This is a genomic window from Nocardia sp. NPDC055053, from assembly GCF_053608285.1.
In genome coordinates this window covers 170,122-181,332 of the sequence record NZ_JBSGVD010000007.1, presented here as the reverse complement: position 1 = coordinate 181,332, position 11,211 = coordinate 170,122, and the positions used below count along the sequence as shown (strand labels likewise).

Genomic DNA, 11,211 nt, shown 5'->3' with positions numbered 1-11,211 from the left:
CACATGTGGTCTCGCGACGAGGATTCCTCACCGGCCTCGCCCTCGTCCCGGTCGCCTACGCGGCCGGGTGTTCGATCCGGCCCTCGGCGCCGGGTGCGGCGGCCGGGACGGCAACGCGTCCGCTGCCGATCCCGCCACAGGCCCCGTCGACCGTCGGCGCCGACGGTGTCCACCGATTCGCCTTGCGCGTGCAGACCGGGAGCACCGAGATGCTGCCGGGCTCCCGCACACCGACCTGGGGCTACAGCGGATCCGTTCTCGGCCCCACGATCCGCGCGCGGCGAGGTGAGGAGGTCGCCGTCACGGTCGTCAACGATCTCCCGGAACCGACCTCGGTGCATTGGCACGGGATGCATCTGCCCGCGGCCTTCGACGGTGGACCGCATCAGATGATCGCCCCCGGCGCGGAGTGGATGCCGCGCTGGCGGGTGGATCAGCAGGCCGCGACGCTCTGGTATCACCCGCATCCGCACGGCGCGACCGAAAAGCATGTCCAGCGCGGGCTGGCCGGCTTCTTCCTGATCGACGACGATGCCACCGATCGCCTGGAGCTACCGAAAGACTATGGCGTAGACGATATTCCGCTGGTGATCCAGGATCGCCGATTCACCGCCGACGGCACACTCGACGAATCCGACGCCACCGATGTCGGCCTGCTGGGCGACACCATCGTGACCAACGGCATCGCGGGCGCCCACTTCACCGTCACGACCGAACGCGTCCGGCTCCGCATCCTCAACGGGTCGTCGGGCCGCCTCTACAACCTCGCGCTCGCCGACGGCAGACAGTTCCAGCTGATCGGTACCGACGGCGGTCTGCTGCCGGAACCCGTTGCCCTGAGCCAGCTCCCGCTCAGCCCGGGTGAGCGGGCCGAGATCGTGGTCACCGTCCGCGCGGGCGAGAACATCACGGTACGGTCCCTGCCGATCGGTGACCGCGACGGCATCGATCGGGCCGCCGAATTCGGCTTCGACGACTCCTTCGACATCCTGGACCTCCGCGCCGCCGACACCCTGCGGCAATCGGCGGCCCTCCCCGCCGCCCTCGTGCCGATGCGCCCACTCACCGCGGCGAACACGGCGCCGACCCGGACCTTCGCGTTGCGGTGGTTCATGATCAACAACCGCCGGATGGACATGAACCGCATCGATATGACGATTCCCGTCGACACCACCGAGGTCTGGTCGGTGCGCAACAAGGACAACTGGCCGCACAACTTCCACGTCCACGATGTCCAGTTCCAGATCCTGGCGATCGACGGAAACCCGCCTCCCCCTGCCCTTTCCGGCTGGAAGGACACGGTCTATACCGCGCCGGGCGCCACCTATACCCTGGCCATGCATTTCGCCGATCACACCGACCCGACGTTCCCGTACATGTACCACTGCCATCTGCTGCATCACGAGGACCAGGGCATGATGGGCCAGTTCCTGGTCCTGGCGCCGGGACAGCAGCCGCCGATGGACATGGGGGCGATGGGGCACGGGTGAGCCGCGTCAGGCGATCGATTCCAGATACGTCGCCAGGGCCTCGACGAGTTCGCGGGTGCCCTCCTCGCGCTGGGCGCCGGTGTCGTGCCCGTCGAGGTGCGCGCCGAATTCGACGAGGGTGAGCTTGGTGCCGGTGGCGGTCGGCTCGAATTCCCAGGTGGCGACCGAGGTGGAGATGTGGGCGCCGTCGAGCCACATGTCGTAGGTGTAGACGAGGCGTTCGTTGTCGACGATGTCGGTGTAGGTGGCGACGAAACGGGAGGTCGTCGTCTCCTGGAAGGTGCCCTCGTTGATCTCGAGGCCGCCGACGCGGAAGTCGACGGAGACCTCACCCTGTTCCCAGCCTTCTTCGCCGCCGAACCACTTGCTCTTGACGGTGGGATCGGCGAATGCCTGGAACGCGACGGCAGGCGCGACGGGCACCTCGCGCTCGATGGTGAACTGAGCGTGGGCGATGGAGCGGGTAGCGGTGTCGGTCATTGTTGTTCTCCCTCTGTGTTGTTCGCTGATTCGGTGAGTAGTGCCGTGAGCCGGTCCAGCTGCCGTTCGGCCGGTGGCCGCTGCTGCCGCAACCAGTCGATCGCGAGCCCGAAGGCCCCGGGCACGAGTTGGTAGGTGCGCACGCGCCCGATCTTGGCCGAGCTGACGAGCTGCCCTGCTTCCAGCGCCTTCAGGTGCTGCACGATGGTCGGCAGCGCGACCTCGAACGGCGCCGCGAGGTCCGACACCGACGCGGGGCCGCGAGCGAGCCGCTCGACGATCGCCCGCCGAGTCGGATCCGCCAGCGCCCGGAAGACACTGTCGAGTCCTCCGTCCGGCTCACCCGATGAATACTTAGGCACATACCTAAGTATTCACACCGACAAGAGTTCGCGCAACCCTTGGTCGCGAAAATTCTGGTCAGGCGTCGAAGGCGCTGAGGATTTGTTCGGCGGCGAGTGCCGGGGTGAGGGTGCCGTCGCGGACGGCGGATTCGATGTGGGCGCGAACGGATCTCACGGCCGGGTTGTCGGCGAGGCGGCGCAGGATCTGGTCGTGAACCATGGTCCAGGTCCAGTCGACCTGCTGGCGGCGGCGCTTCTCGGCGAACTCCCCCGCCTCGGTGAGGACGCGGCGATGTTCGAGGACGGTGTCCCAGAACTTGTCCAGGCCCTGGCCTTCCAGACCGCTCATGGTGAGCACGGGCGGGCGCCACAGGGCGTCGTGCGGGTGGATCAGCCGCAGGGCACCTTGGAGCTCACGGGCCGCGCTCTTGGCTTCCATCTCGTGCTTGCCGTCGGCCTTGTTCACCGCGACCAGCTCGGCCAGCTCCAGCACACCCTTCTTGATGCCCTGTAGCTGATCGCCGGTGCGGGCGAGGGTGAGGAAGCAGAAGACGTCGACCATGTTGGCGACGGTGACCTCGGACTGGCCGACGCCGACGGTCTCGACCAGGATCACGTCGTAGCCTGCGGCCTCGAGCAGCACGATGGTCTCGCGGGTGGCCTTGGCGACGCCGCCGAGGGTGCCCGCGGTGGGCGAGGGCCGGATGAACGCGTCGGCTTCCAGCGACAGCCGGGCCATGCGCGTCTTGTCGCCGAGAATCGAACCGCCGGTGCGGGTCGAGGACGGGTCGACGGCCAGGACCGCGACCCGATGCCCCTTGCCGAGCAGGTACATGCCGAGCGCGTCGATGAACGTCGACTTGCCGACGCCGGGGACACCGGTGATACCGACCCGGTTGGACACCACGGTGCCCGGCTCGGTGCCCAGCCGCAGCAGCAACTGCTGGGCCAGTTCGCGGTGGTCGGCGCGGGTGGATTCCACCAGGGTGATCGCGCGGGCCAGGGCCGAGCGCTGTCCGGCCTTCACCTCGTCGGCGAGCGCGTCGACGTCGATCGTGCGGCGGACGCCGGTGACGGTCCGGTCGCCGTTGCGCGGGGCACCGACACCCGCGGTGGTGCCGAGCCGGGGGTGGGCCTGGCCACCCCCGGCCGTGTGTGCGGCATCGCTCATTCGGCTGCGCCGCCGCCGATCTCGTGGCCGAGGGAGGCGGCCAGCTTCTTCAGCAGGTCGATGGCGGCATCGGCGATCACGGTGCCGGGCGGGAAGATCGCCGCCGCGCCTGCCTCGTAGAGCTCGTCGAAGTCACCGGGCGGGATGACACCGCCGACGATGACCATGATGTCGGGGCGACCGACATCGGCCAGTGCCTGCCGCAGGGCGGGCACCAGCGTGAGATGACCCGCGGCCAGCGAGGAGACACCGACGATGTGCACGTCGTTGTCGGCCGCCTGGCGCGCCACCTCTTCGGGGGTCTGGAACAGCGGGCCGACGTCGACGTCCATACCGAGGTCGGCGAACGCGGTCGCGATCACCTTCTGGCCGCGGTCGTGGCCGTCCTGGCCCATCTTGGCGACCAGGATGCGGGGACGACGGCCCTCGGCTTCGGCGAACTCCTCGACGAGCGCGATGGCCGCGCCGATGTTGGATGCCTTGCCTGCTTCGTCACGGTACACACCGGAGAGCGTACGGATTTCGGCCTGATGGCGGCCGTAGACCTTCTCCAGTGCGTCGGAGATCTCACCGACGGTGGCCTTGGCGCGGGCGGCGTCGATGGCCAGCGCCAGGAGGTTGTTCTCCATCCCGCCCTCGGTGGCGGCGGCAGCGCGGGTCAGGTTCGCCAGCGCGGCCTCGACGGCGACCGAATCCCGTTCGGCGCGAAGGCGTTCCAGCTTCTCGATCTGCTCGGCGCGCACGCGCGAGTTCTCGACCTTGAGGACCTCGACCTCGTGGTCCTCTTCGACCTGGTACTTGTTGACGCCGATCACCGGCTGCTGCCCGGTGTCGATGCGCGCCTGGGTGCGGGCGGCGGCCTCTTCGATGCGCAGCTTCGGAATGCCTTCCGAGATCGCCTGTGCCATACCGCCGTGCGCCTCCACCTCGGCGATGTGCGCGCGGGCGCGCTCGGCCAGCTGGTGGGTGAGCCACTCGACGTAGTACGAGCCACCCCACGGATCGATCGGGCGCGTGGTGTTGGACTCCTGCTGGATCAGCAGCTGGGTGTTGCGGGCGATGCGGGCGGAGAAGTCCGTCGGCAGCGCCAGTGCCTCGTCGAGGGCGTTGGTGTGCAGCGACTGGGTGTGGCCCTGGGTCGCGGCCATCGCCTCGATACAGGTGCGCGCCACATTGTTGTAGGCGTCCTGCGCGGTGAGCGACCAGCCGGAGGTCTGCGAATGGGTGCGCAGCGACAGCGATTTCGCGCTCTTGGGCTCGAACTTGGAGACCAGCTCGCTCCACAGCAGGCGGCCCGCGCGCAGCTTGGCGACCTCCATGAAGAAGTTCATGCCGATGGCCCAGAAGAACGACAGGCGCGGGGCGAACTTGTCGACATCCATGCCCGCCGCGATACCGGCGCGGATGTACTCCACACCGTCGGCCAGGGTGTAGGCCAGCTCCAGATCGGCTGTCGCACCTGCCTCTTGGATGTGGTAGCCCGAGATGGAGATCGAGTTGAACTTCGGCATCTTCGCGCTGGTGAAGGCGAAGATGTCGGAGATGATCCGCATCGACGGCTTGGGCGGGTAGATGTAGGTGTTGCGGACCATGAACTCTTTCAGAATGTCGTTCTGAATGGTTCCGGCCAGCTGCTCGGGCGTGACGCCCTGCTCCTCGGCGGCGACGACGTAGAGCGCCAGGATCGGCAGCACCGCGCCGTTCATGGTCATCGACACCGACACCTGATCCAGGGGGATCTGGTCGAAGAGCTGGCGCATGTCCAGGATGGAGTCGATCGCGACGCCCGCCATACCGACGTCACCCTGCACGCGCGGGTGATCGGAGTCGTAACCACGGTGGGTGGCGAGGTCGAAGGCCACCGAGAGGCCCTTCTGACCGGCCTGCAGGTTGCGGCGGTAGAAGGCGTTGGAGTCGGCGGCGGTGGAGAAACCCGCGTACTGGCGGATGGTCCACGGCTGGTTGACGTACATGGTCGGGTAGGGACCACGCAGGAACGGCGCGACGCCCGGCACGGTGTCGAGCGGATAGCCCTGCGCGACAACGGCATCCCGGTCGGCCTTGGTGAAGACCGGCGGCACGTCGATGCCCTCGGGTGTGGCCCAGGTGAGCTGGTCGGCGGTGGTGTGGTTGGCCGCTGCGGCCTCGGCCACGAACTCCTTCACCTGCGCGTCGTCCACGTCGGCGGCCTCGGGCGCGCGCTCGGTGAGCGGCACCTCGGCGAAACTACCGATCAGGTGCTCGATATCGGATGTGGTCATCAGGCTCCCACCTTCTCCAGCAGCTGCGACAGGACCGCGACCGCGTCGATGCGCAGGGTCAGGTACCCGTCGGGACGCTGTGTACCGCTGTACTGCGCGACCGACTTCTCCGGCCCGGCCAGCAGTACCGTGTCGATGCCCGCGGCGCGCAACGCGTCGACCGCGGCGCCCGCTTCCTCGCCGTAGCGCTTGTCCGCACCACACAGGACCGCGATCCGCGCGCCGGAATCGGCAGCGGCGGCGGCGATACCGTCGACAGTCAGCGGGCCGGGGTTGACCGACTCGATGCCGCCGGAGGCCAGCACATTCGCGGTGAAGATGGTGCGCGCGTTGTGTTCGGCGACCAGGCCGAGCGGCACGATCAGCGCCTTCGGGCGGCCGCCGTTGGCCGCGAGGTACGCGTCGGACCGGTTGCGCAGCGACTCGAACGCGGCGCCGTAGCGGGCGACCGAGACATCGGCGCGCGCCTGCTCCGACAGCGGTGTCTCGGCGAGGTTGGGGAATTCGTTGACACCGGTGACCGCGGTCTTGCGGTGCGCGATGTCGGCGGCGCGGGTGGCGGCCGTCTCGGCGATACGCTCGGCGACCAGACCGGCGGCGAGCGCGGCGGGGTAACCGCCGGCGGCCTCGATCTCCTGCATGAACTCCCAGGCCTTGGCGGCCAGTTCGTCGGTCAGCGAGTCGACGTACCAGGAGCCCGCGGCCGGGTCCTGCACGTGACCGAGGCGGGACTCCTCGAGCAGCAGCAGCTGGATATTGCGGGCCATGCGCTCCGAGAACGACTGCGACACACCGAGTTCGCCGGTGGGCAGCGCGGAGTCGAAGGGCAGCACGGTGACCGAGTCGGCACCACCGACACCGGCGCCGAAGGCGGCCAGGGTGGTGCGCAGCAGGTTCACCCACGGATCGCGCTGGGTCATCATCGCGGCCGAGGTGACCGCGTGCTGTGGCGCCGCGCCGAAGGCGGGCGCACCACACACGTTGGCCACGCGGGCCCAGAGTCGCCGGGCGGCACGGAATTTCGCGATGGTGGCGAACTGATCGTCGGTGGCCGCGAAGCGGAACTCGAGCTGGCCGAACGCGTCGGCGATGTCGACACCCGCAGCGGTCAGCGCCCACAGGTACGCCAGGCCCGCGGCGACGGACGCGCCGAGTTCCTGGGCGTCGGCGGCGCCGGCGTTGTGGAAGGCGGTGCCGTCGACCGTGATCGCGCGCACCGTCTCCGGTCGGGCGATCGCGCGGGTCGCCAGCGCGACGGCCTGTTCGGTGTCGATGTCGGCGGTGCCGGCGAACCCGCTCGTCAGCGGGGCCGCGCCGAGTCCGACCTGAATTCCGGCGCGGTCGGCGAGCTGGTAGCCGTCGAGCAGCGAGAAGACCTGGTCGGCGGCGGCGTCGACGTCGGCGCCCGCGACCAGGGTCAGCGGGGCCAGTTCGAAGAGCAGGCCGCTCAGCGCGGTGGGGATGTCGGCGATCGCGACGCCGTCGGCGCCGACGCCGAGCGAGACGGCGCTGACGCCGTTCTCCAGCCAGGACAGGATCGTCCGGTTGGTGGCCGCGGCGTCGGCCGAGCCGGCGAAGGCGGCGACGAACCAGCCGCGCTGCGGGTCGCGGGTGGCGCTGCCACCACGCACGTACGGGAACGCGCCGGGCAGCGGCTGCTCGGGCAGCTCGTCGCGGCGGGTGTAGAGCGGGGCGATGGTGAGCCCGTCATAGGTGGTCTCGTCGAGCAGATGCTCGGGCTCCGCGGGAAGCTCCGCGGCCTCGACCCGTCGCGCTTTGGCCAGCACGCCCGCCACGCCCTTGCGCCATGCGGCGTATTCGGGCACCGGATCCGGTGCGAGCCCCGCCCCGGACTCTGAACCAATCGGCATAGCTGCTGTTCTCTCTTCCATTCGACGACCGCACCGGCGGTGTACTGCCGATCCGGCAGCATCAGCCCAGCAGCGGATACTGCGGCGAACCAGGATGTGTCCGGTTCATCCATGATGCTAACTGTGACACCCTGTCCACTCACTGGGGCCATCCCCTACCGGCCGGTACGCTGGCGCGGTGTCTCGACTGATCCGATCCCCGCGCCTGCTCATGGCCCTGGCCGGGATCGCCGTGCTGTTCGTGGTGGCGATGCTGGTTCCGCTGCCAGGGCCGCAGCAGATCAGGGAGTGGGCGGGTGGCGCGGGACCGCTGCTGCCGGTGTTGTTCTTCCTCTTCTATGCGCTCGTCGCGGTGGCGCCGGTGCCGCGCACCGTCCTGACGGTGACCAGCGGGGTGTTGTTCGGGCCGGTCCTCGGTTCGGTCATCGCGCTGGGCGCGACCGGGGTCAGCGCGACGCTGGCCTTGCTCGGGGTCCGCGCGGTGGGGCGGGCCAGGGTCGCCGACCACCTGAACCACCCCGCGGTCCGGGCGATCGATGCCCGGCTGGCCCAGCGCGGCTGGCTGGCGGTCGCCGCCCTGCGGATGATCCCGATGGCACCGTTCTCGATCGTCAACTACTGCTGCGGCCTGTCCTCGGTCCGCACGCTGCCGTATCTGATCGCCACGCTCGCCGGTTCGGCGCCCGGCACGATCGCGACGGTGATCCTCGCCGGCTCCCTGGCGGGCGACACCGATCCGATCGCCATCACCGTCTCGGCCGTCTGCCTGTCCATCGGCCTGCTGGGCCTGGTCCTGGACGCGCGGATGCCGGTGGCGCCCGCTGCGGCATCCACCCCGGACGTGGAACCGGTGGACGTCCGCGGCTGACCGGCGCGCCTGCCGTACCCGGCGCAGATGCGGCCGGATAATCCCACGTCATGACGATGACCGTGGGCCGCAGATCCGCCCTCGCACTGCTGGCCGGGCTGCCGCTGCTGGCCGCGGGCACAGCCCGTGCGCAGTCCGCACTCGGGCCCGGCGTCGGGGCCGACCCGGCCGGCGCGCCGACCCGGTACACGATGACCGCGTTCCGCGCCGACAGCGACACCACCCTCGCCGTCTACGAATCGACGGACGGCACCGACTTCACCGCCGTCAGCGAGCACGCGTTCACGCCGCCGTCAGGCCTGGTCCGCGATCCGAGCATCCTGCTGCACAGCGACGGCATCTACTACCTCACCTACACGATCGCCGGGGACGCCACCGCGATCGGCCTGGCCCGCAGCCGGGACCGGATCACCTGGACCGCCCTCGGCAATGTCTCGATGCTCGTGCCAGGCAGGCTCGAGGGGGCCTGGGCGCCGGAGTGGTACGCCGACGCCGAGGGCCGGGTCGGCATCATCGTCTCGCTCACCTGGGGACGCGGATTCACCCCGCACCTGCTGATCCCCCTCGACGCCGGGCTCACGACCTGGGCTCCGCCGGTCCCCCTGCTCGGACTCGGCCCCGGCAAGCCCGGTTCCCTCGGCTATATCGACACCACGCTGGTGCGTCTGGCAGGCCGGGTGTTCGCGTTCGTCAAGAACGAGGATTCCAAACTGATCGAACTCGCCGTGGCCGATCGGCCGATCGGGCCCTACACGTTCGTGGCAACCGGCGATTGGGCCGGATGGGGCGGTCCGCGCGAGGGTCAGTCGGTGGTCCGGCTGCCCGACGGTGGGCACCGGATCTACCTCGACGCCTATCTCGATGGTCGCTATTTCTTCAGCGACAGCTATGACGGATTCCGGTCCTGGTCGCCCCCGGCAGAGCTGCCAGGACTGTCCGGTGTGGTCCGGCACGGCACCGTGCTCGCCGAGTACGGCACTCCGTCAGCGCCATAACCGCAGATCACAGCACTGCCGGACACCTTCGCGCAGATTTCTGAACAGAAACCCCCTTACTTCAGGGGCACCGGGTTACGCTGGCGATCCGACACAATTCGAAAGTGAGCTTCTTCACATAGACCAGTTGTGACTAACGCGTATTTCAGAAAACTCTCAGAGTTATAGACTCGGGATAGCCCAGGGTTCGCCAGCTACATCCGATGCGGGATCCAGAGCAACACCCGGTGACGCGGCCGCGCTCACCGACATTCCCCGTTCGCGCCGATTTCGGCTTGCATCGCACCCGAGGTGACCCCCGCATGGAATACACCCACCTGTCCGAATTCCGGATTCGCTCCGGCGCACTGTCGATCTGGACGCCCGAACTCGCCTCTCCCGGTTCCTGGTACGACGACGAGCGCCCGCTCGCCAGCGTCCACTCCCAGTACCTCGGCTTCCTCGATCCCGAGGATCCCAGCCCGGGACGCGGGCGCTGGATCGGCACCATCTTCGAGATGGACGCCCCGCTCGACGCGCAGGTGTGGGCCACGACGCTGGAGCTCTGGCACGACCGCCACGAAGGGTTCCGCACCACCGTCGCCCCCACCGGTGACGGCGACTACCACCGGGTGACCACCGCCCCCGGCACCGTTCGGGTCACCGGCGTTCCGGTCGCCGATCTCACCGACGGCGACCAGATCAACGACTTCCTCTGCGGCACACTGGAACTGCGCCTTTCCCCGCTGGTGTGGCCGCACCTGCTGGTGGCCACCGTCGCCCACGACACCGACGACTTCACCGTCCTGGTCGCCGCCGACCACTCGGTGCTCGACGCCTACTCGCAGGCCGTGCTCATCCTCGAACTGCGCACCCTCTACACCGCCGTGCGCACCGGCGGCGAGATCCGCGATTCGGCCACCTTCGGCAGCGCCGCCGACTACGCCGCCATCGAGCGGTCCGCGGCCGAGGAACTCACCCCCGACTCCCCCGCCGTCGCGGTGTGGCGCGATTTCGTCGGTGAACCCGGCTCGCCCATGCCACGTTTCGCCGAGGACATGGTCGCCGCGCTCGACGGCGAGCACGCCCAGCCCAGTGTCTCGCGCACACTGCTGACCCTCGAGCAACTCGAAGAGGTGGAGGCCTCGCTCGGCCGGATCAAGCACCGGCTCTCGGTCACCGTCTTCGCCGCGCTCGCCGCCGCGTCCCGGGAAGTGTTCGGCGACGACCGTTTCCGCACGATCATGCCGATCGCGACCCGGCCCGATCTGAGCTGGCTCGAGTCGATGGGCTGGTTCGTCAATGTCGTCCCGGTCGACATCACCTTGCCCGCGGGCGCCGACATGTCGGTCGCGCTGGATGTCACCCGGGCCGCGCTCAAGCGCGCCCATGTCTGCAACGACGCCTCGTGGGGCCGCTCCCTGGCGATGGCGGGCGCGCTCGAAGGCCCGACCTTCGGCGCCTCCTTCCTCGACATCCGCATGCTCCCGGACTACGAACTGGTCGCGGACCTGCGCGGACGCACCCTGCGCGCCGTCTCGTACTCCACCGACGAGGTGTACTTCTGGGTCGTGCGCGGCCCCGAGGGTCTCTACGTCTCCACCCGCTACCCCGCCGGACTGCCCGCCGAGGTGATGGACCGCTTCCTCACCGAATTCGCCAGGGCCATCTACGCGGTCACCACCCTCGCCGCGCCCGCCGCGGCCGCACCGGTCGCCGACGCCGCGTCGGCAGCGCTGAGCGCGGGCTGAC

Annotated in this window: 9 protein-coding genes; 4 read left to right on the top strand and 5 right to left on the bottom strand. The window is 69.3% G+C overall.

Annotated features, from left to right (window positions below):
* The first annotated feature begins 5 nt into the window (after positions 1 to 5).
* Positions 6 to 1,490 (top strand): multicopper oxidase family protein, encoded by a 1,485-nt coding sequence (locus tag ACWF82_RS10255; RefSeq protein WP_452499910.1) that lies wholly within the window; start codon positions 6 to 8, stop codon positions 1,488 to 1,490.
* A gap of 6 nt (positions 1,491 to 1,496) precedes the next feature.
* Here ACWF82_RS10255 and ACWF82_RS10250 read toward each other — a convergent pair whose 3' ends face one another.
* The 5 genes from ACWF82_RS10250 to ACWF82_RS10230 are packed head-to-tail and all read right to left on the bottom strand — an operon-like array spanning position 1,497 to position 7,617.
* Positions 1,497 to 1,970 carry an SRPBCC domain-containing protein gene (locus ACWF82_RS10250; RefSeq protein WP_452499909.1) on the bottom strand — a complete coding sequence of 158 codons (474 nt, stop codon included), beginning with the start codon at positions 1,968 to 1,970 and terminating at the stop codon, positions 1,497 to 1,499.
* Positions 1,967 to 2,332 (bottom strand): ArsR/SmtB family transcription factor, encoded by a 366-nt coding sequence (locus tag ACWF82_RS10245; protein ID WP_452499907.1) that lies wholly within the window; start codon positions 2,330 to 2,332, stop codon positions 1,967 to 1,969. The genes ACWF82_RS10250 and ACWF82_RS10245 overlap by 4 nt, the downstream gene beginning before the upstream one ends.
* Before the next feature lie 58 nt (positions 2,333 to 2,390).
* Positions 2,391 to 3,485 (bottom strand): methylmalonyl Co-A mutase-associated GTPase MeaB, encoded by a 1,095-nt coding sequence (gene meaB / locus ACWF82_RS10240; protein WP_452499905.1) that lies wholly within the window; start codon positions 3,483 to 3,485, stop codon positions 2,391 to 2,393.
* Positions 3,482 to 5,746 (bottom strand): methylmalonyl-CoA mutase, encoded by a 2,265-nt coding sequence (scpA, locus tag ACWF82_RS10235; RefSeq protein ID WP_452499903.1) that lies wholly within the window; start codon positions 5,744 to 5,746, stop codon positions 3,482 to 3,484. The genes meaB and scpA overlap by 4 nt, the downstream gene beginning before the upstream one ends.
* Positions 5,746 to 7,617: a methylmalonyl-CoA mutase family protein gene (locus ACWF82_RS10230; protein WP_452499902.1), complete on the bottom strand. Its 1,872-nt coding sequence runs from the start codon at positions 7,615 to 7,617 to the stop codon at positions 5,746 to 5,748. Before ACWF82_RS10230 ends, scpA begins: the two co-directional genes overlap by 1 nt.
* 178 nt (positions 7,618 to 7,795) lie before the next feature.
* Here ACWF82_RS10230 and ACWF82_RS10225 point away from each other — a divergent pair, with 178 nt between their 5' ends.
* The 3 genes from ACWF82_RS10225 (at position 7,796) to ACWF82_RS10215 (ending at position 11,210) form a co-directional block, all read left to right on the top strand.
* Positions 7,796 to 8,485, top strand: a complete 690-nt coding sequence (locus ACWF82_RS10225) for a TVP38/TMEM64 family protein (protein WP_452499900.1) — start codon at positions 7,796 to 7,798, stop codon at positions 8,483 to 8,485.
* Between the two features lie 50 nt (positions 8,486 to 8,535).
* Entirely contained in the window at positions 8,536 to 9,480 is a 945-nt protein-coding gene (locus tag ACWF82_RS10220) for a hypothetical protein (RefSeq protein ID WP_452499898.1), read from the top strand.
* A 302-nt stretch (positions 9,481 to 9,782) separates the two neighbouring features.
* Positions 9,783 to 11,210 carry a condensation domain-containing protein gene (locus tag ACWF82_RS10215; protein WP_452499896.1) on the top strand — a complete coding sequence of 476 codons (1,428 nt, stop codon included), beginning with the start codon at positions 9,783 to 9,785 and terminating at the stop codon, positions 11,208 to 11,210.
* Position 11,211 lies beyond the last annotated feature (1 nt).

Bases quoted from the DNA above. Each gene is read 5' to 3' on its own strand.
- ACWF82_RS10250 (WP_452499909.1), bottom strand. From the start codon at position 1,970: ATGACCGACACCGCTACCCGCTCCATCGCCCACGCTCAGTTCACCATC.
- meaB (WP_452499905.1), bottom strand. From the start codon at position 3,485: ATGAGCGATGCCGCACACACGGCCGGGGGTGGCCAGGCCCACCCCCGG.
- scpA (WP_452499903.1), bottom strand. From the start codon at position 5,746: ATGACCACATCCGATATCGAGCACCTGATCGGTAGTTTCGCCGAGGTG.
- ACWF82_RS10230 (WP_452499902.1), bottom strand. From the start codon at position 7,617: ATGCCGATTGGTTCAGAGTCCGGGGCGGGGCTCGCACCGGATCCGGTG.
- ACWF82_RS10220 (WP_452499898.1), top strand. From the start codon at position 8,536: ATGACGATGACCGTGGGCCGCAGATCCGCCCTCGCACTGCTGGCCGGG.
- ACWF82_RS10215 (WP_452499896.1), top strand. From the start codon at position 9,783: ATGGAATACACCCACCTGTCCGAATTCCGGATTCGCTCCGGCGCACTG.